The organism is Chryseobacterium viscerum, assembly GCF_002899945.2.
Lineage (GTDB): Bacteria > Bacteroidota > Bacteroidia > Flavobacteriales > Weeksellaceae > Chryseobacterium > Chryseobacterium viscerum.
The window spans coordinates 45,162-68,064 of record NZ_PPEG02000012.1 but is presented as its reverse complement, the minus strand read 5'-3'; the positions used below and the strand labels follow the sequence as shown (position 1 = coordinate 68,064).

General features: G+C 36.6%; 24 protein-coding genes. 21 read left to right on the top strand and 3 right to left on the bottom strand.

Annotated features, from left to right (window positions below):
* Positions 1-48: 48 nt before the first annotated feature.
* Positions 49-2,643: an ATP-dependent chaperone ClpB gene (clpB, locus tag C1634_RS23925; RefSeq protein WP_103234542.1), complete on the bottom strand. Its 2,595-nt coding sequence runs from the start codon at positions 2,641-2,643 to the stop codon at positions 49-51.
* Between the two features lie 370 nt (positions 2,644-3,013).
* On the opposite strand from clpB, the gene C1634_RS23920 reads away from it, so the two are divergent.
* From C1634_RS23920 to C1634_RS23825, 21 genes are all read left to right on the top strand, one after another.
* Positions 3,014-3,592: a TetR/AcrR family transcriptional regulator gene (locus tag C1634_RS23920; RefSeq protein WP_103234541.1), complete on the top strand. Its 579-nt coding sequence runs from the start codon at positions 3,014-3,016 to the stop codon at positions 3,590-3,592.
* A gap of 172 nt (positions 3,593-3,764) precedes the next feature.
* Positions 3,765-5,081, top strand: coding sequence for a phenylacetate--CoA ligase family protein (locus C1634_RS23915; protein ID WP_103234540.1), 1,317 nt, complete (start codon positions 3,765-3,767; stop codon positions 5,079-5,081).
* Positions 5,081-6,166: a 2Fe-2S iron-sulfur cluster-binding protein gene (locus C1634_RS23910; protein ID WP_109739265.1), complete on the top strand. Its 1,086-nt coding sequence runs from the start codon at positions 5,081-5,083 to the stop codon at positions 6,164-6,166. Before C1634_RS23915 ends, C1634_RS23910 begins: the two co-directional genes overlap by 1 nt.
* Before the next feature lie 113 nt (positions 6,167-6,279).
* Positions 6,280-7,218, top strand: coding sequence for a 1,2-phenylacetyl-CoA epoxidase subunit PaaA (gene paaA / locus C1634_RS23905; protein WP_109739264.1), 939 nt, complete (start codon positions 6,280-6,282; stop codon positions 7,216-7,218).
* A 103-nt stretch (positions 7,219-7,321) separates the two neighbouring features.
* Positions 7,322-7,603, top strand: a complete 282-nt coding sequence (gene paaB, locus C1634_RS23900; protein ID WP_103233843.1) for a 1,2-phenylacetyl-CoA epoxidase subunit PaaB — start codon at positions 7,322-7,324, stop codon at positions 7,601-7,603.
* Positions 7,604-7,706: 103 nt separating this feature from the next.
* Positions 7,707-8,456, top strand: coding sequence for a 1,2-phenylacetyl-CoA epoxidase subunit PaaC (paaC, locus tag C1634_RS23895; protein ID WP_103233842.1), 750 nt, complete (start codon positions 7,707-7,709; stop codon positions 8,454-8,456).
* 6 nt (positions 8,457-8,462) lie between these two features.
* Complete coding sequence (locus tag C1634_RS23890; RefSeq protein ID WP_103233841.1) at positions 8,463-9,272, top strand: alpha/beta hydrolase; 810 nt, start codon at positions 8,463-8,465, stop codon at positions 9,270-9,272.
* A 3-nt stretch (positions 9,273-9,275) separates the two neighbouring features.
* Positions 9,276-9,740 carry a 1,2-phenylacetyl-CoA epoxidase subunit PaaD gene (gene paaD, locus C1634_RS23885; protein WP_103233840.1) on the top strand — a complete coding sequence of 155 codons (465 nt, stop codon included), beginning with the start codon at positions 9,276-9,278 and terminating at the stop codon, positions 9,738-9,740.
* A 142-nt stretch (positions 9,741-9,882) separates the two neighbouring features.
* Complete coding sequence (locus C1634_RS23880) at positions 9,883-10,683, top strand: enoyl-CoA hydratase/isomerase family protein (RefSeq protein WP_109739263.1); 801 nt, start codon at positions 9,883-9,885, stop codon at positions 10,681-10,683.
* A gap of 34 nt (positions 10,684-10,717) precedes the next feature.
* On the top strand, positions 10,718-11,071 hold the full coding sequence (locus C1634_RS23875) for a four helix bundle protein (RefSeq protein WP_103233838.1): 354 nt from the start codon (positions 10,718-10,720) through the stop codon (positions 11,069-11,071).
* A gap of 40 nt (positions 11,072-11,111) precedes the next feature.
* Entirely contained in the window at positions 11,112-12,245 is a 1,134-nt protein-coding gene (locus C1634_RS23870) for a 3-hydroxyacyl-CoA dehydrogenase NAD-binding domain-containing protein (protein WP_109739262.1), read from the top strand.
* 89 nt (positions 12,246-12,334) lie between these two features.
* On the top strand, positions 12,335-12,643 hold the full coding sequence (locus tag C1634_RS23865; RefSeq protein ID WP_109739261.1) for a hypothetical protein: 309 nt from the start codon (positions 12,335-12,337) through the stop codon (positions 12,641-12,643).
* A 5-nt stretch (positions 12,644-12,648) separates the two neighbouring features.
* Positions 12,649-13,062, top strand: a complete 414-nt coding sequence (locus tag C1634_RS23860; RefSeq protein ID WP_103233836.1) for a PaaI family thioesterase — start codon at positions 12,649-12,651, stop codon at positions 13,060-13,062.
* 103 nt (positions 13,063-13,165) lie between these two features.
* Complete coding sequence (pcaF, locus tag C1634_RS23855) at positions 13,166-14,371, top strand: 3-oxoadipyl-CoA thiolase (RefSeq protein ID WP_103233835.1); 1,206 nt, start codon at positions 13,166-13,168, stop codon at positions 14,369-14,371.
* Positions 14,372-14,459: 88 nt separating this feature from the next.
* Complete coding sequence (locus C1634_RS23850) at positions 14,460-15,053, top strand: acyltransferase (protein WP_103233834.1); 594 nt, start codon at positions 14,460-14,462, stop codon at positions 15,051-15,053.
* A gap of 18 nt (positions 15,054-15,071) precedes the next feature.
* Positions 15,072-15,899, top strand: coding sequence for an alpha/beta hydrolase (locus C1634_RS23845; RefSeq protein ID WP_103233833.1), 828 nt, complete (start codon positions 15,072-15,074; stop codon positions 15,897-15,899).
* A 109-nt stretch (positions 15,900-16,008) separates the two neighbouring features.
* Entirely contained in the window at positions 16,009-18,504 is a 2,496-nt protein-coding gene (gene paaZ / locus C1634_RS23840) for a phenylacetic acid degradation bifunctional protein PaaZ (protein ID WP_109739260.1), read from the top strand.
* Between the two features lie 156 nt (positions 18,505-18,660).
* Positions 18,661-19,278, top strand: coding sequence for a transposase (locus C1634_RS23835; RefSeq protein ID WP_109739259.1), 618 nt, complete (start codon positions 18,661-18,663; stop codon positions 19,276-19,278).
* A 133-nt stretch (positions 19,279-19,411) separates the two neighbouring features.
* The gene (locus C1634_RS25830) at positions 19,412-19,660 is read left to right on the top strand and encodes a bacteriocin-like protein (protein ID WP_123921561.1); all 249 of its coding nucleotides are present in this window, start codon (positions 19,412-19,414) and stop codon (positions 19,658-19,660) included.
* Positions 19,661-19,735: 75 nt separating this feature from the next.
* A complete protein-coding gene (locus tag C1634_RS23830) occupies positions 19,736-20,506 on the top strand; it encodes a DUF4241 domain-containing protein (RefSeq protein WP_103234321.1) in 771 nt (256 codons plus the stop codon).
* Between the two features lie 2 nt (positions 20,507-20,508).
* Positions 20,509-21,195: an SMUG2 DNA glycosylase family protein gene (locus tag C1634_RS23825; protein WP_103234320.1), complete on the top strand. Its 687-nt coding sequence runs from the start codon at positions 20,509-20,511 to the stop codon at positions 21,193-21,195.
* Between the two features lie 86 nt (positions 21,196-21,281).
* On the opposite strand, the gene C1634_RS23820 is transcribed toward C1634_RS23825, so the two are convergent.
* Both C1634_RS23820 and C1634_RS23815 read right to left on the bottom strand, forming a co-directional pair.
* Positions 21,282-22,103 (bottom strand): T9SS type A sorting domain-containing protein, encoded by an 822-nt coding sequence (locus C1634_RS23820; RefSeq protein WP_103234319.1) that lies wholly within the window; start codon positions 22,101-22,103, stop codon positions 21,282-21,284.
* A gap of 36 nt (positions 22,104-22,139) precedes the next feature.
* The gene (locus tag C1634_RS23815; protein ID WP_103234318.1) at positions 22,140-22,688 is read right to left on the bottom strand and encodes a phage tail protein; all 549 of its coding nucleotides are present in this window, start codon (positions 22,686-22,688) and stop codon (positions 22,140-22,142) included.
* Between the last annotated feature and the right edge of the window lie 215 nt (positions 22,689-22,903).

The window sequence follows — 22,903 nt, the reverse complement described above, 5'->3', positions numbered from 1 at the left end:
TTCTCTACAGCACTTATTTACAAAAATAATATATGAAAAAAAACTATTTTATTGTTCAGTAGGTCTGAAAACCAAACCTGTTTCTACAAAATAATCCAGGGTGATTCTGTCTCCATCATTTACACTTCCTGCAAGAATCTCTTTAGAAAGTTTGTTTAACACTTCCTGCTGGATCACTCTTTTTAATGGTCTTGCTCCGAAGGCAGGATCGTAGCCTTTATTCATCAGATAATCTACGGCATCCTGAGTGAAGGTCATAATGATGTTTCGTTTGGATAACATCTCATTAAATCCTCTCAACTGAAACTGAACGATTTTTCCAATTTCTTTTTTTCTTAAAGGCTGGAAGAGTACAATTTCATCAATTCTGTTCAGGAATTCCGGACGTAAGGTTTGCTTCAAAAGATCAAAAACTTCGTCTTTAGTTTTATCTACAATTTCATCCTGATTTTCCTCAGTAAGATTTTCAAAATTTTCCTGAATCAAATGAGATCCTAGGTTAGAGGTCATAATGATGATGGAGTTTTTGAAATTAACAAGTCGTCCTTTATTATCAGTCAGACGTCCATCATCCAAAACCTGAAGTAAAGTATTGAAAACATCCGGGTGTGCTTTTTCAATCTCATCCAAAAGGACCACAGAATAAGGTCTTCTTCTTACCGCTTCAGTCAGCTGTCCGCCTTCATCATATCCTACATATCCCGGAGGCGCCCCTACCAATCTTGAAACACTGTGACGTTCCTGATATTCACTCATATCAATTCTGGTCATGTTGTTTTCGTCGTCGAATAAGAACTCAGCTAATGCCTTTGCCAATTCCGTTTTACCCACTCCGGTTGTTCCCAGGAATAGGAAAGAACCAATAGGCTTTTTGTCATCACTCAGACCTGCTCTGTTTCTTCTGATCGCATCAGCAACCGCTTGTATTGCTTCATCCTGTCCTACCACTCGGTGGTGTAGTTCAGATTCCAGATTAAGTAACTTCTCTCTTTCAGACTGCAGCAATTTGGTGACAGGAATACCTGTCCACTTAGCAATCACTTCCGAAATATTTTCTGCAGTAACCTCTTCTTTGATCAGCTCATTCTGATGATTCTGCATTTCAAGCTCCATCTTGGTGAGCTCTTCCTCTTTTTCACGAAGTTTTCCATACTGGATTTCCGCTACTTTTGCATAATCTCCTGCTCTGGAAGCTCTTTCCGCTTCATGTTTCAGAGACTCAATATCTTTTTTGATCTGGGTAAGATCTTCACTTTTCTGTTTTTCTTTCAGCCATTTGGCGTTGATCTCATTTCTCTGTTCTGAAATTTTTGCAATATCTTCCTTCAAATGATCAATTTTCGTCTGGTTGCCTTCTCTTGAAATGGCTGCCAGCTCAATTTCCAGCTGCATCAGTTTTCTGTCGAGAACATCCAGCTCCTCCGGTTTGGAATTGATTTCCATTCTCAGTTTTGCAGAAGCTTCATCAATAAGGTCAATGGCTTTATCCGGTAAAAAACGGTCTGAAATATATCTTTGAGACATTTCCACAGCCGCAATAATTGCCTCATCTTTGATTCTTACTTTGTGGTGAGCCTCATATTTATCTTTAATACCACGAAGGATCGAAATTGCAGATTCAGTATCCGGTTCTTCCACCATTACTTTCTGGAAACGTCTTTCCAACGCCTTATCTTTTTCAAAATATTTTTGATATTCGTTTAAAGTAGTGGCTCCAATGGCTCTCAGCTCACCTCTTGCCAAAGCAGGCTTTAAGATGTTGGCTGCATCCATAGCACCTTCACCACCACCGGCTCCTACCAGAGTATGGATCTCGTCAATGAAAAGAATAATCTGCCCATCAGCTTTGGTCACCTCATTGACTACAGATTTTAAACGCTCTTCAAATTCACCCTTATATTTAGCTCCGGCGATCAAAGCTCCCATATCCAAGGAGAATAAAGTTTTATCCATCAGATTTTCCGGAACATCACCGCTGATGATTCTGTGGGCAATTCCTTCAGCAATCGCCGTTTTACCGACACCTGGTTCTCCAATAAGGATGGGATTGTTTTTTGTTCTTCTGGAAAGGATCTGTAGAACCCTTCTGATTTCTTCATCACGCCCGATTACAGGATCCAGTTTTCCTTCTGCTGCTAATTCATTGAAGTTTTTAGCATATTTATTTAAAGACTGATAGGTTTCTTCAGAACTTGCAGAAGTTGCCTTACTTCCTTTTCTTAATTCTTTAATGGCACCTTCCAACAGATTTTTGGTTACGCCCATATCTTTAAGCATTTTGGACACTTCAGAACTGGTTTCCAGAAGCGATAACCATAAATGCTCAATCGTTACATATTCGTCACCCATTTTTTTAGCGATGTTGGGAGCATCCAGCAATACTTTGTTTGCCGATTGTGAAAGATAAATGTTTCCTCCTTGTACTTTAGGAAGTTTTTCTAAATTCTCACGGTTTCGCTCTCTTACTAAATTGGCATCTGCTTCAGATTTTTTTAATAAGAAAGGCGATATATTTTCATCTACCTGGAAGATTCCTTCAAGGAGATGTTGAGGTTCGATACTTTGATTGCCCAATTCCATAGCAACCTGTTGTGCTGCCTGGATGGCTTCCTGTGATTTTACAGTATATTGGTTTAAGTTCATATCTTTTATATTTTTGGTAATGGTTCGTATTAAGTTTAGCTTTTAAAAAACATCAAGAAACTAAATTTTCAGGCTCAGTTTCTTAATGCCATCAATTATTTAATCATTTATTCGATGACTATATCGCAAAAACTGTTCAATTATTAAATTTATAAAAAATATGGACAAATTTTCCGGATTTTGTATTTTTAACGGAAATTTAACTTGACAAAATTTCCGATTTCACAATTATCTCTTGGAAATCTATGAACAAATAGTCATATCATAAAGGGGAAAGTTGATGAGTAAATTTTAAAATGGTTGAATTTCTTTAATGTAAGTGTTAAAATTCAGCTTTTTATTTTAGAATAATTACTTTTGCATTTTACAGATGGAACTTAAAGAAAAACAGAGAAAAATTTTAGACGTAGCAGTAGAACTTTTCAAGGAGAAGGGCTATATGGGGAGCTCGGTAAGAGATCTGGCTACGAAACTTAATATCAAAGCAGCATCGCTGTATGCGCACATCCGTTCAAAGGAAGAAATTTTGGAATGGATTTGTTTTGGCATTGCCCAGGAATTTTTCGATGAACTTCAGCATGTAAAAAATACAGATATTGCTCCAAGAGAAAAACTGAATCTGTTATTGGATAAACACCTTTCAGTCGTTCTTAACAACCGTGATGTTACCCATATTTATTCCAATGAATGGAGACATCTGGAAGAAAGGCTTCCCGAATTTGTAGAATTAAGAAAAAATTATCAACAGGAAGTTGAAGAATTAATTTCTGAGATCTACAAAGCTGAAAACTGGGAGCTAAAATCACCATCATTTACCACAAGATTTATCCTTCATACTTTAAATAATTCCTATTTCTGGTTTAAAAGAAGCAGTGATTCCACCGATGAAATTACTGAGGAAATAAGAGAAAAGATCCTTTTTGGACTTATTGGAAATCAGGCGATATAGTCTCTCCCAAAGGGAAATCATTCATATCTTTTACATAGTATCTTCCGCAAGATAAAAGCCTCAGCGTTATTTTCCTTATTTAGAATCATTCAAAATATGACAAAAGTCATAAAAATTTTGCCAGCTTATAAAATCTTTTTAAATTTACACCTAACAAATGTTAGTTAGTTTTATGGATTTTTCAGTTGAATATCTGGAGCTGGGTCAGTTGAGACAGCTTCAATCCGACCGGTTGATCAGCTTGATCAGCTATTTGGGAGAGAAGTCGGAATTTTATAAAAAGAAATTTGATGAATTGCAAATGTCTCCACAGGAAATAAGGTCGATTGAAGATATCACGAAACTTCCAATCACTTACAAGCAGGATTTAAGAGATAACTATCCGTTCGGTTTATTTACAGTTCCTAAAGCTGAGCTTCAGCGAATTCACTGTTCAAGCGGAACTACAGGAAAACCAACTGTGGTAGGATACACCAAAGAAGATGTAGACCTTTTCAGTGAAGTAGTGGCGAGATCTTTAAATGCCGCAGGAGCAAAACCAGGAATGCAGTTACACAATGCTTATGGTTACGGGATTTTCACTGGAGGCTTAGGACTTCATTATGGGGCAGAAACTTTAGGGATGAGTGTTCTTCCTATTTCAGGAGGAATGACGGCAAGACAGGTAGATCTGATTATAGATTTCAAACCGGAAGTGATCTGTTGTTCACCGTCATACGCTTTGACCATTGCTGATGAATTTGCCAAAAGAGGAATTTCAGCAGATGAAATAAGTCTTCAATATGCAGTGTTAGGATCAGAACCATGGACAGAGATTATCAGAGGCCACATTGAAGAAAGATTAGGAGTTCACGCAACCAATATTTATGGATTGAGTGAAATTATCGGTCCCGGAGTTTCCATGGAGGATTTCGAAGAAAAAGGAGGTTCTTATATCTGGGAAGATCATTTTTACCCTGAAATTTTAGATCCGGTTACTAAACAGCCGGTGCCTTTTGGAGAAGAAGGAGTGTTGGTGATTACAACTTTAACGAAAAAAGCAATGCCGCTTTTACGGTATTGGACCAATGATATCACCAGTCTTTATTATGATGAGAATGCCAAAAGAACAATGGTGAAAATGAAACCTATCGTTGGCAGAGCAGACGATATGCTGATCGTGAGAGGTGTCAATGTATATCCAAGCCAGATTGAAGATGCATTCTCTTATGTAAAGGGAGTGGTTCCTAATTATTATTTAACGCCTGTTGAAAAAGAACATATGTGCATCGCCCTGGATATTGATGTTGAAATAGGTGATGAACTGGTGGAGGAACAAAAAATACAAGCAAATACCGATGATTATTTTAATTTTGTCGGGAACTTTGGAAAAAGCATAGAAAACGAAATAAAAAAACGGGTAGGGATCACTACGAAAGTGAAAATTCATGCCCAGGACAGTTTGCCGAAGTGCGAAGGTGGAAAAATTAATAGAATACTTAAAAAATAATGAATTCATTTTATAAACTTAAAACAGTTAAAGTTCAGAAAGATACTTCCGAAGCAGTAAGTGTAGCGGTAGAAGTCCCTGAAGAACTGAAAGATAAGTTCAGGTTCAAGCAAGGGCAGTATCTGAATTTCCGAATGATGATCAACGGAAATGAGGAAAGACGTTCTTACTCTATCTGTAATGCTCCAAGTGAAAAGAGCAATACGCTGGAAGTATTGGTAAAGCTGCTTGAAGGCGGGAAAGTATCAGGCTATTTCAATGAGCATCTTCATATGGATGAGATCCTGGAAGTGATGCCTCCGATGGGTGGTTTCAATACTTCTTATCACCCGACCAATGTAAAAACATATGTGGGATTGGCAGCAGGAAGCGGAATTACTCCTGTTCTATCCAATATTAAAGAAAGCCTTTATCAGGAACCTAACAGTAATGCTTACCTGTTCTATAGCAACAGAAGCATGAATCATATTTTAAGAAAATCTGAAATTGATAAGCTGGTAGAGCATTTCAATGGCAGGTTGAAAGTAGTTTATTTGGTAAGCCGTGAGAAACACGAAGATCCTATTTTTGAAGGAAGAATTTCTGCTGAAAAACTAGAGCAGTTATTTGAAAGATACATCGATATTGATGTAAAAGAAGCCACTTATTTCATCTGTGGACCTTCAGAAATGATCAAAGGGATCGCTGATTATCTGAAAAAAGATAAAAAAGTTCCTGCTATTCAGGTGTTATTTGAATATTTTACCGCTCCGGATGAAGAAAATACGGAGGAAATGAGCGATGAATTCAAGGCGATTGCCAATATTGAAAGTATGGTAACGGTAATCATTGATGATGATGAATATTCGTTCCACCTTAATTCTAAAAAAGAAAGTATCTTAGATAAAGCATTGAAAGACCAGCTTCCAGTTCCTTTCGCATGTAAAGGAGGGGTGTGCTGTACGTGTAAAGCTCAGGTTTTGGAAGGAGAAGTTTTCATGGAGAAAAACTATGCGCTTACCGAAGACGAAGTGGCCAGAGGCTTTGTCCTTACCTGCCAATGTCACCCGACAACCAATGTGGTGATGCTTAATTATGATGTTTAATTCAATTTGAAAATGTGCTAATTTGGAAATTTGAAAATGGGTAATAGCTTATTCTCAGTTTCTCTAAATAATTTTCAAATTACCTAATTCTCAAATTCTCAAACTAAAAGATTATGGACTTAGAAAAATTTGTACAATACGTACATGACGAAAATAAAGTAGAACCAAAAGATGTAATGCCTGATGACTACAGGAAATTATTGGTTCGTCAGATTTCACAGCACGCTCATTCCGAGATTGTAGGAATGTTGCCGGAAGCCAACTGGATTTCCAGAGCGCCTTCATTAAGAAGAAAAATGGCTCTTCTGGCTAAAGTTCAGGATGAGGCAGGCCACGGGCTATACCTTTATTCAGCAACTGAAACGTTAGGAAACGGAACTATCAGAGCTGACAGAGACGCTACTTATGACGATATGTTAGAAGGAAAAGCTAAATATTCGAGTATTTTCAACTATCCAACATTAAGCTGGGCCGATATCGGTGCAATCGGTTGGTTGGTAGATGGTGCAGCGATTATGAACCAGGTAATGCTGATGGGGAATTCTTATGGTCCTTATTCAAGAGCAATGGTGAAAATCTGTAAAGAAGAATCTTTCCACCAAAGACAAGGCTATGAGATTCTGATGGCACTTTGCCGTGGTACAAAACAACAGAAAGAAATGGCTCAGGCTTCGTTAAACCGCTTCTGGTGGCCAGCCTTGATGATGTTTGGTCCAAATGATGACAGCTCGCCAAACTCTAAGATTTCTATGAATTACAGAGTGAAAAGAGAAAGTAATGATAACCTTCGTCAAAGATTTATTGATGTTACCGTTTCTCAAGCTGAATTCTTAGGATTAACGATTCCAGATAAGGATTTAAAATGGAATGAGGAAAGGCAACATTACGATTTCGGAGAACTTCCTTGGGGAGAATTCATGGAAATCTTAAAAGGAAACGGACCTTGCAATAAAAAGCGTATCGAAACCAAAAGAAAAGCGCAAAGAGAAAATTCTTGGGTAAAAGAAGCAGCGGCAGCTTTTGCAGAGAAGCAACAAAAAGAAGTAATATAATTTAATATATCAATTTGAAAATGTGCTAATTTGAAAATGTAACTGCTGCAGATTCATTTTCAAATTACCTAATTCTCAAATTTTCAAATTCTCAAATTAAAATATGGCAAATTTAGATATGTGGGAAGTGTTTATTCAAACTAAACCGGGATTATCTCACAAACACGTTGGAATTGTACAGGCACCAACAGCAGAAATGGCTTTGCAGAATGCAAGAGACGTTTATACCAGAAGAAAAGAAGGAACTTCTGTTTGGGTAGTTCCAAGTAAATATATTGTGACTTCGGAAGGAATGGACAAAGAAGCTTTTTTCGATCCGGCTGATGACAAACTATACCGTCACCCTACTTTCTACGATATTCCAAACGACGTAAAAAATATGTAATAAAGAATAGACTTGGAGATAATAGACCAAAAGATAATAGATAAAGCATTGAAGTCTATTTTCTATCTGTCTATCATCTATTTGTCTTAAAATGTATTAAACAATGAACCCATTATATAATTATTTATTAAAACTAGCAGACGACAGTTTCATTATGGGACAGCGTTTATCTGCATGGTGTGGTGAAGGTCCTTACTTAGAGGAAGATATTGCATTGACAAACATTGCATTAGATGAGCTAGGTCAGGCTAATAACTTTTATGTTTATGCTTCAAGAGTAATAGACAATGGTAAAAGCGAAGATGATTTAGCCTTTTTAAGATATGAGCACGAATATGTAAATGCACACTGGACTGAGCTTCCGAATGAAGATTATGCCCACACCATTCTTAAAGTATATGTGTTGTCTGTATATCAGAAACTGATGTACGAAGCATTATCAAGCTCTGCTGATGAAGAACTTTCGGCGATTGCTCAAAAATCTTTGAAAGAAGTGAGGTATCACTATACTCACTCTGCTTCATGGATGAAGATTTTTGCTCAGGGAACAGAAGAAAGCCGTGAGCGTTTGACGAAAGCTATTGAAAATATCTGGGAATATACAAAAGGACTTTTTGCCAAAACAGAAGGTGAAGATGATCTTATTGCTTTGAATATCGTTCCAAATGCAGATGCTCTTTACGAAGAATTCATTGCCATTACAAAGAAAGATTTTGTAGATTTCGGGTTGGAATATCCTGAAAACCCTTTCATGCAGCCAAAATCAAGAACAGGATATCATACAGAGTATTTCGGGTTTATCCTTTGTGAACTTCAGTATATGCAGAGAGCGTATCCGGGGTGTACTTGGTAATAGGTCATGAAAAAGATGCTTCTGGGAATACTTGCTTTTTTTCTTATAGTATATGTGATGCTATGCGTAGGAATCTATTTCTATCAGGAGAAAATTATTTTTTATCCTGAAAAGTTGCCGGAAAATTATAAGTTTAATTTTAATGGTGATTTTGAAGAAATACCGATCAGAACACATGATGATAAGCATTTGAGTTCAGTTTTGTTTAAAACTCAAAATCCCAAAGGAGTTATCTTTTATCTTCACGGAAATTCCGGTTCAATAAAAAGCTGGGGAGAAGTAGCTCAATTATATCGCAGTATGGATTATGATACATTGATACTCGATTACCGGGGTTATGGGAAAAGTGAAGATAAAATTAATAGTAAAGATCAGTTTTTTTCGGACGTTGAGATTGCTTACAAAGAGCTTTTGAAAAGATATCCGGAAAATAAAATTATTATTTTAGGATATTCTATAGGGTCAGGGTTAGCCGCAAAAGTAGCATCAATGCACAATGCTAGATTGTTGATTTTACAGGCACCTTATTACAGTATAGAAGATGAAATGAGTAAGAAATTCTCATTTCTTCCCAAATTTTTGCTGAAATATAATTTTGAAACTGGTGAATATTTAAAAACCGTTACGTCACCAGTAGTTATTTTTCATGGTGATAAAGATGAGGTTATTAACTATAAAGCATCTTTACAACTTAAAAATAACTTTAAAAAAGATGATAGTCTGATTGTATTAAAAGATGAGTATCACAACGGAATAACAGATAATTTGGATTATCAGAACGCAATGAAAACAATTCTTGATTCTGATAAAAAATAAAATATGAATCAGCTTTTAGATTTATTAAAAACCATTCCCGATCCGGAAATTCCGGTCATTGATATCGTGGAACTGGGAATTGTAAGAGAGGCACAGGTCACAGGTGAGAATACTTGTGAAGTGACTATTACGCCTACCTATTCTGCATGTCCTGCTATGTTTACCATCGAAGAGGACATTATCAAAATGATGAAAGAAAACGGATGGGATGCTAAAGTAGTTACGAAAATGTTTCCAATCTGGACGACAGATTGGATAACGGATGAAGCGAGAGAAAAACTCCGTGTTTATGGAATCACACCTCCCGAAAAAGGAGCAGACGAACATCACATTGGGAAACCGAAAAAATGTCCACGTTGCGGTTCCGAGCACACCAAGCAGATCAGCAGATTTGGGTCTACTTTGTGTAAGGCTTCTTATCAATGTTTAGACTGCCTGGAGCCATTTGATTATTTTAAATGTCATTGATGAGTTATTCATCAATCAGCAACAAACTTTACGGCTATGCAAAGCATAACGAAGGAATTGCTAGATTGTTAAATTATTAGACGGTTACATTAATTTATATTGTTAAATTAGTGCGTTGTTAAATAATAAATTAATAAAAACTATGTATACACAACTCGATATCGAAACGCATTTTGACGGGAAGCTTAAAATCGCATATCTTAATCAACCGGAAACAATGAACGCTCTTACAAAGCCGGCTTTATCAGATCTTAGAGATTTTGTTAAAGAATGCAGCGAAGACGAAACAGTAAGATGTGTTGCCATTTCTGGAAGAGGAAGAGCGTTTTGCTCAGGTCAGAATCTGGATGAAGCATTTGTGGCGGGCAAAGAACACCACGATCATGATATTATCAGAAAAATTGTGGTAGATTATTATAACCCTTTAGTGTTGGAAGTTACCCGTTGCAAAAAGCCGGTTATTGCTTTAGTAAACGGTCCTGCAGTAGGAGCGGGAGCGATGTTGGCTTTAATCTCCGACTTCGTTTTAGCAAATGAGAAAGCATATTTTGCTCAGGCATTTTCAAATATCGGTTTGATTCCTGATACAGGAGGAACTTACTTCTTACCGAAGCTTTTAGGTAGACAATTGGCCAATTATTTAGCATTCACAGGTAAAAAGTTATCTGCAGAAGAATCTAAAACTCATGGCCTTGTTGCTGAAGTTTTCACTGAAGAAGAGTTCGTTCCAAAATCTATGGAAATTCTTGAAAGAATGGCAAACATGCCGACAGCAGCACTTAAACTTACGAAAAAGGCTTTTGCCAGTTCTTATACCAACACATTGAAAGAACAGCTTGAGCTGGAAGGAGATCTTCAGCAGGAAGCTGCAGGAACAGAAGACTTCTTTGAAGGAGTAAATGCCTTTTTACAGAAAAGAAAACCTAATTATAAAGGAAAATAATTAATTTGAAATGAGTTAATTTGAGAATTTGAAAATGAGAAATGACAAAGAAAATATTATTGTAAATAAGACTTTTGATTTTGCACTACATATTATTGAATTTTCAGAAGATTTATACGAGGCTAAAAAATTTCCTTTGGCAAATCAAATTTTTAAATCAGGAACTTCGATTGGAGCAAATGTTAGAGAAGCTCAAAATGCAGAGAGTAAGGCAGATTTTATTCATAAATTAAAAATTGCAGCTAAAGAAGCTGATGAAACAGAATATTGGCTTTTGCTATGCTTAAAGTCTCCATATTTGAAATCTCCAAACGAAAAATTAATATCTGATTTAAAAGAAATTCTATTAATTCTGTCTAAAATTATTTCAAGCTCAAAATTAAAATAATTTTCAAATTAACTCATTTTCAAATTTTCAAATTTAAAATATGAATGTAGGAATTATCGGTGCCGGAACGATGGGAATCGGCATTGCACAAGTAGCCGCAACGAACGGATGCAAAGTTTGGGTGTATGACGCCAACGCAAAGCAAGTAGAAACGGCAACCGTAGGTTTGGAAAAAACATTAACCAAATTGGTTGATAAACAAAAAATTTCATCTGAGAAAATGGTTGAAATTTTAGCTAATATTTCCATTGCTACAGAATTGAAAGACTTCAAAGATTGTGAATTGGTCATTGAAGCAATTATTGAAAACAAAGACATCAAAACCAAAGTGTTTACAGAACTTGAAACGTATGTTTCAGAAAGCTGTGTCATCAGTTCCAATACCTCATCTATTTCTATCACCTCTCTGGGTGCAGAACTAAAGAAACCGGAGCGTTTCATCGGAATTCACTTTTTCAATCCGGCTCCATTAATGCCTTTAGTGGAAGTTATTCCATCCTTACTAACAGAAAATACATTAGCAGAAAAAATATACAACCTCATGAAAGAATGGGGAAAAATGCCTGTTATTGCCAAAGATATCCCTGGATTTATTGTCAACAGAATTGCCAGACCTTATTATGGGGAAGGCTTAAGAATTGCTGAAGAAAACATCGCAACACCAGAACAGGTAGATGATGCCATGAAAACCCTTGGGAACTTCAAAATGGGACCTTTCGAATTGATGGATCTTATCGGAGTAGATGTAAACTTTGCCGTAACAACAACCGTTTACAAAGATTATTTCTACGATCCGAAATACAAGCCGTCTTTATTACAGCAAAGAATGTCTGAAGCAAAACTTCACGGCAGAAAAACAGGAAAAGGTTTCTATGATTACAACGAAGGAGCAGAAAAACCTGTTGCTCAGAAAGACGAAGCTTTATACCAGCAGATCTTTTTAAGAATCATTTCCATGCTGATCAATGAAGCCGTTGAAGCCAAAAGATTAGGAGTTGCAAATGATGAAGATCTGGAACTGGCCATGCAGAAAGGTGTCAACTATCCGAAAGGATTATTAAGCTGGGGGAAAGAAATCGGGTATGCAAAAATCTCCGAAACCCTTCAGAGCCTTTACGAAGAATATCAGGAAGAAAGATACAGACAAAGTCCCTTACTTCGTAAAATGAATTAGATAATTTGAAAATGTGCCAATTTGAAAATTGATTATAATAGGTTTTCATTTTCAAATTCTCAAATTTATTTAATTTTCAAATTAATATTATGGATATAGAAGAATTCAGAGCAGAGCTGGAGACCAGACTTTTAATTGAAAAACAGTATTTAACACAGGAAGCTTCCTCTGTAAATAGTGAAGAAAGGCTAGAGCTATTAGGAAAGTTTAATGAAAAATATAAAGAGTTGATCAAAAGATTAGCCAACGAAAACGGAATTGAGTTAAACGAATCATATCCCTCTGAAAATTCATCAGACCTAGAAAATCTTTCATACGAACAAATCATTCTGGGTAAGACCATGAGTGTTTATGACAGGTTATCCGATGAACTCTATGAAGAAATAACAAACATATAATAGAAATGAATCCAAGACAAGTAGCAGATTATATGTTCAATCAGGATTATTTTTCCCAGTGGATGAATATCAAGATGATTGAAGTAAAAGAAAATTACTGTTTAATAGAAATGCCGATTAAGAAGGATATGATTAATGGGCTTAAAACAGTTCATGGCGGAGTCACGTTCGCTTTTGCTGATTCTGCGCTGGCATTTTCTTCCAACAATACCGGAGATGCCGCTGTAGCATTGAACTGTATCATCAATTTTACCAAAGCAGGAAAAGAAGGCGATGTTTTCAGAGCAGAAAGTATTTTGGTGAATAACACGAGAAAAACAGCTGTTTATGACATTCAGATTACCAATCAAAATCAGGAGCTGATTGCAAAATTTGTAGGGACAGTTTACAAAATCGGGAAAAAAGTAACAGAATTATAAAGAATTTGAAAATGAGGTGATTTTAAAATTATTGCACTCCATTAATTCTTTACTTACCTGAAATTTTCAAATTCTCAAATTGACTCATTTTCAAATTAAAATTATGAACAACGTATACATCATAGACTATGTCAGAACTCCCATCTCAAAACTACAGGGAGGATTATCAGAAGTAAGAGCCGACGATCTGGCTGCTATTGTTATTAAAGAAGTCGTAGCAAGAAACCCTGAAGTTCCTGTGGAAGAAATTGAAGACGTTATTTTCGGATGTGCCAATCAGGCGGGAGAAGATAACAGAAACGTTGCAAGAATGGGACTTTTACTGGCAGGTCTTCCTTACAAAATTGGAGGGGAAACCGTTAACAGGCTATGTGCTTCAGGAATGTCTGCTGTAGCGAATGCATTCCGTTCTATTGCTGCCGGAGAAGGAGAAATTTATATTGCAGGAGGGGTAGAGCATATGACGCGTTCTCCTTATGTGATGTCAAAGCCAAGTGCTGCTTTCGGAAGAGACAGCCAGATGTTTGATACTACTTTCGGATGGCGTTTCATCAACCCTAAAATGAAAGAATTATATGGGGTTGACGGAATGGGAGAAACTGCAGAAAATTTGGCAGACATGCATCAGATCAACAGAGAAGATCAGGATAAATTTGCCCTTTGGTCTCAGCAAAAAGCGACGAAGGCACAGGAAAGCGGTAGACTGGCAGAAGAAATTGTAAAAGTTGAAATTCCTCAGAGAAAAGGCGATCCAATCGTTTTTGAAAAAGATGAATTCATTAAACCTTCTTCTTCTATAGAAGGGTTGGCAAAACTTCGTCCGGCTTTCAGAAAAGAAGGAACGGTAACTGCTGGAAACGCTTCAGGAATGAATGACGGAGCTGCTGCCTTGATTTTAGCAAGTGAAGAAGCTGTTAAAAAATATGGTTTAAAACCAAAAGCCAGAATTTTAGGATCTTCCGTAGCAGGAGTAGAGCCAAGAATTATGGGGATAGGACCAGTAGAAGCTGCTCAAAAGCTATTGAAAAGATTAAATCTTTCTCTTGAAGACATGGACATCATTGAACTCAACGAAGCATTTGCAGCACAGGCGCTTGCGGTAACAAGAAGCTTAGGATTGAAAGATGATGATGCAAGAATAAACCCGAACGGAGGAGCTATTGCCATCGGTCATCCACTGGGTGTTTCCGGAGCAAGAATTGTAGGTTCTGCAGCAATGGAACTTCAAAAACAAGATAAAAAATATGCATTGTGTGCCCTATGTATAGGTGTAGGACAAGGATATGCAATGGTTATCGAAAAAGTATAATTAATTTGAAAGTGAGTTAATTTGAGAATGTTTAAAGACATTATTAATTTTCAAATTATCCCATTCTCAGATTTTCAAATTAAAAAATATGAACATCTACTCATACCACGGAATTCGTCCCATTATAAAACGATCTGCTTACATTCATCCGCAGGCAGTCATTATCGGGAACGTAGAAATAGGTGAAGAAGTCTATATTGGTCCCAATGCAGTCATTCGTGGTGACTGGGGAAAAATTATCATTAAAGACGGAGCCAATGTACAGGAAAACTGTACCCTTCATGTTTTCCCGAATATAGAAACCATATTGGAAGAATCCGCACATATCGGACATGGAGCCATCATTCATTCCGGACACATTGGGAAAAACTGCTTAATCGGTATGAACGCTGTGGTAATGGACAAAGCCTATATTGGTGACGAAAGTATCGTCGGAGCATTGGCTTTTGTACCTGCCAATTTCAGATGTGAGCCAAGAAAACTGATCGTTGGAAGCCCTGCAAAAGTGATCCGTGATGTATCTGACGAAATGATTCACTGGAAAACAGAAGGAACAAAATTATATCAGGAGCTGGCAAGAGAAGGAAAAGAAGCCATTCTGCCATGTGAACCTTTTACAGAATATGTTCAGCAGATTCCAACGAAAATTGTGGATTACAGCATTTGGGATGATATAAAATAAAGACTATTACAATTAAATATGATTAAAAAAATTGCACTTGCATGCAGCATAATGTTTGCGGTAGGGAGTACGCTGTCAGCACAGACTGTTACTACAAAACCGCTTACAATAGGAGAAGTGAGGACGATTAAGTCCAAAACCTTAAATGAAGACAGAACGTTGAATATTTATCTTCCACAAGGATTTGATAAAACAAAATCATATCCGGTGATCTATTTATTGGATGGAAGTATGAATGAAGATTTTATTCACGTGACAGGACTAGTACAATTCTTTAATCAGATGTATTCCATGCCTGAAGCCATTGTGGTGGGAGTTGCTAATGTAGACAGAAAAAGAGACTTTACTTTTCATACGGATTTAAAAGACTTACAGAAAGACTATCCTACAACGGGACATTCTGATAAGTTCATTGCATTTCTTGAAAAAGAACTAAAACCTTATGTGGAAAGTCAGTTTAAAACAACCGATAAATACCTTTTTGGTCAATCTTTGGGAGGCCTTTTGGCAACAGAAATCCTTTTGAAAAAACCGGAAATGTTCAATAACTATTTTATCATCAGTCCAAGTTTATGGTGGGATGATGAAAGTCTTCTTAAACAGGCAGGAACATTACTTTCAAAATCTCCGGATACTAAAAAGTTCGTCTATGTTTCTGTAGGAAAAGGAGAACATCCGGTGATGATAAAAGATGCAGAGAATTTCTATGATGTTTTGAAAAAAGCAGGAAAGAAAAACTGGACATTAGAATATAAAATGATGGAAACAGACAACCATGCAACCATTCTTCACAGAAGTTTATATGAAGGATTGGTGAAAATGTTTCCTTATCAGGAACCGAAATAATTTTATCTGAAAGAATGATTGTATACTCAAACCTTATAGGTTTTTAAAACCTATAAGGTTTAGATAAGCTTATTAAAAAGAATAATCTAAGCAAAAAGTAAAAAACTATATGGAAAAGTTAAAAAACTATATCTACGGACAATGGGTAGAAGGTACCGGAAGCGGAGTTCCCTTGTACAATGCCGTTACAGGAGAGCAGGTGGCTGTTTCCGATACAGAAGGGCTTAATTTTGAACAGGCTCTTGACTATGGAAGAACAGTGGGATATAAAAACCTTTCTTCAATGACTTTCTACGACCGTGGAGAAATGTTGAAAAAAGTAGCGCTTTACCTGCTGGAAAGAAAGAAGAAATATTACGACTTATCATATAAAACAGGAGCTACCCATGTTGATTCATGGGTGGATATCGAAGGAGGTTTCGGAACGTTCTTTACCTATTCAGGATTAGCAAAAAGAATGCTGCCTAACACTTCATTTTGGGTAGATGGAGATACTCAGAAAATTTCTGCTAACGGAACTTTCTTAGGAACTCATATTTTAACGCCGAGTGAAGGAGTTTCTGTACAGATCAATGCTTACAACTTTCCGGTTTGGGGAATGTTAGAGAAGTTATCTACATCATTATTGGCAGGAGTACCTTCCATTGTGAAGCCTTCACCTTTCGGATCTTATCTTACGAATGCTGTATTCCAGGATATGATTGAAAGTGGAGTGTTGCCTGAAGGTGCCGTTCAGTTAGTGTGCGGTGAACCAGGAAATATTCTGGATTATATACAAGACGGAGACTCTGTGTTGTTTACCGGTTCAGCCCATACAGGAAGAAAATTGAAATCAATGCCTTCTATCGCTGGAAATGCAGTACGTTTCAATATGGAAGCAGATTCATTGAACTGTTCTATCCTTGGATTGGAAGCAAAACCGGGAACTCCAGAATTTGACCTATTCATCAAAGAAGTTCGTAACGAAATGACGACGAAAGCGGGACAGAAATGTACGGCGATCAGAAGAATTATCGTTCCTGAGCACTTAATCGGTGATGTTCAGAATGCTTTGTCTAAAGCTTTGGATCAAACAAAAATCGGAAACCCATTAAGCAGAGAAACCAAAATGGGATCTTTGGTGGGAAGACAGCAGTATGAAGAAGTTCTTAGAAAAGTAGACCTATTAAAATCAGAAACAGAACTTGTCTATGACGGAAAACACGAGCTTGTAGATGCCGACTATGAAAACGGTGCATTTATGAGTCCGAAATTATTCCTGAACGATAAGCCTTTCGAAAAAAATATCTCTCACGATGTAGAAGCCTTTGGTCCGGTATCTACCTTGATGCCATATAAAGATGCTGAAGAAGCTGCTGCATTGGCAAAAAGAGGAAAAGGAAGTTTAGTAGGATCTATCGTTTCTCATGACGAGAACTTTATCGCCGAAACTTCATGGAAAATGGCTTCCCAGCACGGAAGAATCTTTGTTTTGAACAGAGATAACGCCAAAGAAAGTACAGGTCACGGTTCTCCACTTCCTACATTGATGCACGGAGGTCCTGGTAGAGCAGGTGGTGGAGAGGAAATGGGCGGATTGAGCGGTCTTCATTTCTTCCTGCAGAAAACAGCTATTCAGGGTTCACCGGATGTATTGAAAGCAATTACTAAAATTTATCAACAAGGAGCAGAGAAAAAATTCTCAGACAAACATCCTTTCCAGAAATATTTTGAGGAAGTAGAAGTCGGAGACTCTTTAGAAACTGCAGGAAGAACCGTAACTGATGCAGATATCGTAAACTTCTCCAATGTTTCATGGGATCATTTCTATGCCCATACTGATGCAACAAGTCTATCGGGGACAATCTTCGATAAAACGGTAGCCCATGGATATTTCATCCTTTCGGCTGCGGCAGGATTATTTGTTTCCGGTAAGAAAGGACCTGTCATTGCTAATTACGGATTGGAAGAATGTAGTTTCTTCAAGCCAGTATACGCTGGAGATACCATTACGGTTTATTTGACAGCAAAAGAAAAGATCAACAGAGGAGTAAAAGGAAGAAACATTCCTTCCGGTGTTGTAAAATGGTTGGTTGAAGTGGTAAACCAAAGAGATGAGGTAGTTTGCGTAGCAACAATTTTGACATTGGTGGCAAAACAATCCCCTTTCATCGATCTGAATGTAAAAAATATTCAAAAAAGTTTGAACGGTTTGACGGAAAATACTCCTCCAATTTGGGGTAAAATGTCTCCGCAGCAAATGATTGAACACCTGGAGAAAGCGGTCTTGGTAAGCTTTGGAGAACCCGAAGCAGAAAAATGTTTCACTCCTGAAGAAAATCTTGAAAAATGGCAGGATTCCCTGTATAATCACAGAGCAATGCCAAAAGAATTTACAGCTCCATTCCTTCCTCAGGATGGTTCACTTCCTGAACTTACCCACAAAAACCTGGAAGCAGCAAAACTATCATTCATGGATAACCTGAAGAAATTTGTGATCTATTACAAAGAAAATCCACAGGCAGAACATATGAATTATGTTTTCGGAAAACTGAATAAAGAAATGTGGGAACTGATGCACAAAAAACATTTTACGCACCACTTCCAACAGTTTGGATTGATTTAATTCAGAATAAAATATAAATTTATAATCCCTTTCGGTTTAAGCTGAAAGGGATTTTTTTTATGGATGATTCCCCTTGTCAAGGTTTAAAACCTTGACAAGAGGAATTAATGATTCAGAATTATTTTATATTTTCAAAGTCTAAAAACACAAAATAAGATGACAGATATTAGAACTACTCCAATTGAGGCAGATCGTTTTTACCATATTTACAACCGTGGTATTAACGGAGAAGCAATTTTCAAATCAGATGGAAACTATAGGTTCTTTCTCAATAAAGTCTCGGAATTTCTTATTCCTGTCTGTGATGTATATGCATATTGTCTCATGTCTAATCATTTTCATCTTTTGGTTAAGATAAAGTCTGATGTTGAACTGAGTAACTTTGTCGAAAGTCAAAATTTTGAAGATACTATAAAAGCTGGCCTTCATTCTCCTCAGAATATTTTCTCAAAACAGTTTGCCCGGATCTTCAATTCTTATTCCCAGGCTTTTAATAAAGAGAATAAAAGGCATGGCGCTCTTATTGAATCTCCATTTAAAAGAAAATTGATTACATCGGATGAATATTTAATTAGTGTCATAATTTATATTCATCAAAATCCGCAAAATCATTCTGTTGTTCAATTTCCAAAATATAGTTTTTCTTCCTACCAATCTATTTTGAGTCAATCAAAAACATTATTGAGAAGGGATAAGGTTATTGAATTATTTGATAATAGAGAAAATTTTGTATTGTCACATCAAAAAGTAATTGATTTTGATAGCGAATTTTAATTTGAAAGTCCAACTCATCCTTGTCAAGGTTTTAAACCTTGACAAGGATCAAAGTATGATTAAAAATGATTAACTTTAATAGGCGAAATCCGAAAAGCATATAGAGTAGGAGAGAACTTCAAAACTGATTACTATGAAAAACTTAAAAAAACTTTCAAGACACGAGTTGAGATCTCTTAAAGGTGCCGGGCCAAACTGGTCTGTGCCCTTAATCCTTGTCCTCCCGGAAGCTGTTGTCTTCCTGGAAGATGGCCAGACATTGCCAGAGCATGTTATATATGTGCAGATTCTTAGTCCTTTTAATTCATTTAAACATTTAAAACAATACATAAAGCAGCAGTTCTTCGGAGTTTGTTGCTTTATTTTTATAATATTTTGTTAAAAATTCTGACATATTTGACGCCTTTACATTTATTCATTACTTTCAAACCTGAAATCAATTCAAAAAAATAATACGATGAACGAAAACTGGATGCAAAAATGGGAAGAAGCAAAAAATATTTTGGTTTGCCCTACAGATCTGGAAACCTATTTTACTTCTGATGAAATTCTGGGGCAGAAAATGGAGACGATGGAAATCGGAAATGTTTCTCTTCCTTCCGGAAAAGTGGTGGTAAGAGATCCGTTGGTTTCTCTAAACGCGAATCAATCACCTTACTTTATTCAGGCTCCGAAAGGTAATTTTCCTGTAACTATTGCTGTGGTAAAATCTGAAGATTGGGGTGACAGGTATGCTGTTGTAAAAGTAGAATTTACTAAAGAAAAGCCTGTTATTTACAGAGAAGCCTTAGTAGGAATTGAAGAATTAAATGACATAACCGAAGATGATTTTTTTGGTTTCGGAGTAGATGCAGGTTTAGGTTGTATTACTGATAAGGAAGTGCTTCCTTTTGTGGATAAATTTGTAGATGAAATAGAAGTCGACAATGTGTATGATGATTTTTTCGCCGAGCTTTTCTCACAAAGCTATAAAGATCATCCCGACAATCAGAGAGAAGCAGGAGACTGGATCAATTGGACGGTTCCCAATACCAATTATCAGATTCCAATGTTTGCAAGTGGTTTTGGTGATGGTAGCTATCCTGTTTACTTTGCTTATGATGGCAACGAAGAAATTTGTGGTTTATACATTCAATTTATTGATGTTGAATTGGCTCTAAGTGATGAAGATGAGGACGAGGAAGAAGACGATGATCAACCTGAAAATTTCGTTTTTCTTAAAAACTAAATATGAATAAAACTTTTGCTGATAAAGTGGTTCAGTTCAATAAAAATCTGGAATATTTGGGAGATCTTCCTGAAGGTTTTCAGGTATTGAATCCGTATTTGGATCATCCGGAAACGATGGAAGTCATGCAAAAGTTTTATCATAAATACTATAATGATTCTGCTCAAAGAAAATTTATGATCGGAATCAATCCCAGCCGTCACGGAGCAGGCGTTACAGGTGTTCCGTTTACTGATACAAAAAGGCTGGAAAGTATTTGCGGAATAACAATGGAATCTGCCCATACTCATGAAGTCTCCTCTGTTTTCATGTATGATATGATCGAAGAATATGGAGGTGCAGATCTTTTCTACAAAGACATTTACATCAACTCTCCATTTCCGCTGGCTATTGTAAGAAAAGCAAAAAATGGATGGCTTAATGCCAACTATTATGATGATAAAAAACTGTTCGAAGCAGTCAAAGATTTTATGATTGATTCTCTGAAGAAGCATATCAGTCTTAACCTGGATACCTCAGAGGTTTTCATTCTTGGTAAAAAGAACGCCGAATTTATATCAAAATTGAATAAAGAAGCAAAACTTTTTGATACCATGACCGTCCTGGAGCATCCCAGATATATCCAGCAATACAAATCAAAAGAGAAACAGCTTTATATAGACAAATACATTTTAGCATTGAAAAAATAAATCCCTTAATAATACAATTAAGGGATTTGCCATTTATGAATTAGAATCTTTATGGGAATGTGGAACTTATGTAAAATTTCCTGATATTAGTTTTTAATGACCTTGGTAGATTCACTAGCTGTTTTGATAATGTAAACTCCTTTTGGAAGCTCTGAAATATTAATTTCGTTATTTCCTTTCTGGGTTTGTACCGTTTTCAGCATTTTACCATCCATACTGTATATTTTAGCTTCACTGGCTTTTTCAGTATTGATAGAAAGAGGTCCATTGGTTGGATTAGGATAAACAGTCATGTTTTTCTGTGTGCTTTTAGCTTCTGAAGTACCCAATACAATGTTACTGTCTTTTACCCAGGTGAAGGCATCTACGCCAAGATAATAATAATTACCTCCAAGAGTTAGTTGAAGCTCATCGATAACTATGTTCGAATAATTTTGCCCGTTTAGATTAGTCATATCAATCAGGGTATATCCGTTGGTAGTACCTATGGTGGTTGCAAAACCAGTCGTTTTGGTTTGCGTAAATTTTGTGATCCCACTTAGTTTTCCTGTTACAGTTAATGTCCCTGTTACAGCTGGATTTGAAAACTGATTGGCGACATATACCCAGAATCTATTTATCTTGTATAAATTAGAAGTGGTTTTTATACTGAAAGAAGGTGTTGCGGGCCCTACATTAGATGTATTATCGATATACCTGTTATCATTAGCAGTGCCACCCCATCCTGTTCCAGGAAAAAGTCCTATGTTGAAAGTAGAAGAATGGGAGATGATATTAAAGATAACTCCATTATCTGTAAAGCTTGTGCTTCCTGAAGATTCTGTTTCGAAAGTCTCTGTACTGGTCTGCCCGAAGGAAAGAGTTGAAATGAGCAGACTACACATTAGAAAAAAAGTAGTGCTTTTCATGATTTCTGTTTTAAATGTTAGGTTATTATATAAGTATTAACTGCGTGGAGGATATATACCTTCAATACAGATAATATAGTTTAGTCCAAGATATGGAGGCATATTATTCATTGGAAGATTTTGCCCGATAAATGAAATAGATCTGGCGTTGATAGCTGTGTCAGGATCTGTGTCTATATAACTTGGTACCGCCTGAAAATTTCTTCCATTTGGAATTCCTGTGATCGCAAAAGAAGATGCTGCTGTAGGGGTTACTGAATTTGCGTTCTGATTAGCTATTTTCAACTGAAATCCACTTCCGATACTTGGAAGGTTTGAAGACAAAATGGTATTTTGTGTAGTACCTGCCATTACTCCCAAAGGATAATACTCATTAGCATTTACATTTCCGGCTCCTAATGCGATACGTCCTTTTAGGTTGGGTAAAGCGAAAGTTGTGATACCATCTCCACCATAAGTTGTTCCTAAGATAGAGAATAAGGCAGAATTGTTTGAGATTCTTAATAAGCTTCCGTCGCAAAACATCCAGCCTCTAGGTGCAAAATTTCCAGCAAATAATTTGACAATTCCAATGTACTCGTCCATGATAATAATTTTTAGTTTTAAATTTCTTACTCTGTTATGGGCTTTTCAGATTCCGCCTTTGGTTATTATTTCTAGTTCAAAGGAACGATTAATAAGAACTGGGTACTAGAGTAGAAAATACCAAATTACAAACTCCGTATTTCTACGTAGTGACTCCCTTGTTAAGCAATATTTTGAAGGAATTTTTCTTCTTTAAGTTTCTCTGAACGAGCTGT

Bases quoted from the DNA above. Each gene is read 5' to 3' on its own strand.
- clpB (WP_103234542.1), bottom strand. From the start codon at position 2,643: ATGAACTTAAACCAATATACTGTAAAATCACAGGAAGCCATCCAGGCA.
- C1634_RS23920 (WP_103234541.1), top strand. From the start codon at position 3,014: ATGGAACTTAAAGAAAAACAGAGAAAAATTTTAGACGTAGCAGTAGAA.
- C1634_RS23915 (WP_103234540.1), top strand. From the start codon at position 3,765: ATGGATTTTTCAGTTGAATATCTGGAGCTGGGTCAGTTGAGACAGCTT.
- C1634_RS23910 (WP_109739265.1), top strand. From the start codon at position 5,081: ATGAATTCATTTTATAAACTTAAAACAGTTAAAGTTCAGAAAGATACT.
- paaA (WP_109739264.1), top strand. From the start codon at position 6,280: ATGGACTTAGAAAAATTTGTACAATACGTACATGACGAAAATAAAGTA.
- paaB (WP_103233843.1), top strand. From the start codon at position 7,322: ATGGCAAATTTAGATATGTGGGAAGTGTTTATTCAAACTAAACCGGGA.
- paaC (WP_103233842.1), top strand. From the start codon at position 7,707: ATGAACCCATTATATAATTATTTATTAAAACTAGCAGACGACAGTTTC.
- C1634_RS23890 (WP_103233841.1), top strand. From the start codon at position 8,463: ATGAAAAAGATGCTTCTGGGAATACTTGCTTTTTTTCTTATAGTATAT.
- paaD (WP_103233840.1), top strand. From the start codon at position 9,276: ATGAATCAGCTTTTAGATTTATTAAAAACCATTCCCGATCCGGAAATT.
- C1634_RS23880 (WP_109739263.1), top strand. From the start codon at position 9,883: ATGTATACACAACTCGATATCGAAACGCATTTTGACGGGAAGCTTAAA.
- C1634_RS23875 (WP_103233838.1), top strand. From the start codon at position 10,718: ATGAGAAATGACAAAGAAAATATTATTGTAAATAAGACTTTTGATTTT.
- C1634_RS23870 (WP_109739262.1), top strand. From the start codon at position 11,112: ATGAATGTAGGAATTATCGGTGCCGGAACGATGGGAATCGGCATTGCA.
- C1634_RS23865 (WP_109739261.1), top strand. From the start codon at position 12,335: ATGGATATAGAAGAATTCAGAGCAGAGCTGGAGACCAGACTTTTAATT.
- C1634_RS23860 (WP_103233836.1), top strand. From the start codon at position 12,649: ATGAATCCAAGACAAGTAGCAGATTATATGTTCAATCAGGATTATTTT.
- pcaF (WP_103233835.1), top strand. From the start codon at position 13,166: ATGAACAACGTATACATCATAGACTATGTCAGAACTCCCATCTCAAAA.
- C1634_RS23850 (WP_103233834.1), top strand. From the start codon at position 14,460: ATGAACATCTACTCATACCACGGAATTCGTCCCATTATAAAACGATCT.
- C1634_RS23845 (WP_103233833.1), top strand. From the start codon at position 15,072: ATGATTAAAAAAATTGCACTTGCATGCAGCATAATGTTTGCGGTAGGG.
- paaZ (WP_109739260.1), top strand. From the start codon at position 16,009: ATGGAAAAGTTAAAAAACTATATCTACGGACAATGGGTAGAAGGTACC.
- C1634_RS23835 (WP_109739259.1), top strand. From the start codon at position 18,661: ATGACAGATATTAGAACTACTCCAATTGAGGCAGATCGTTTTTACCAT.
- C1634_RS25830 (WP_123921561.1), top strand. From the start codon at position 19,412: ATGAAAAACTTAAAAAAACTTTCAAGACACGAGTTGAGATCTCTTAAA.
- C1634_RS23830 (WP_103234321.1), top strand. From the start codon at position 19,736: ATGAACGAAAACTGGATGCAAAAATGGGAAGAAGCAAAAAATATTTTG.
- C1634_RS23825 (WP_103234320.1), top strand. From the start codon at position 20,509: ATGAATAAAACTTTTGCTGATAAAGTGGTTCAGTTCAATAAAAATCTG.
- C1634_RS23820 (WP_103234319.1), bottom strand. From the start codon at position 22,103: ATGAAAAGCACTACTTTTTTTCTAATGTGTAGTCTGCTCATTTCAACT.
- C1634_RS23815 (WP_103234318.1), bottom strand. From the start codon at position 22,688: ATGGACGAGTACATTGGAATTGTCAAATTATTTGCTGGAAATTTTGCA.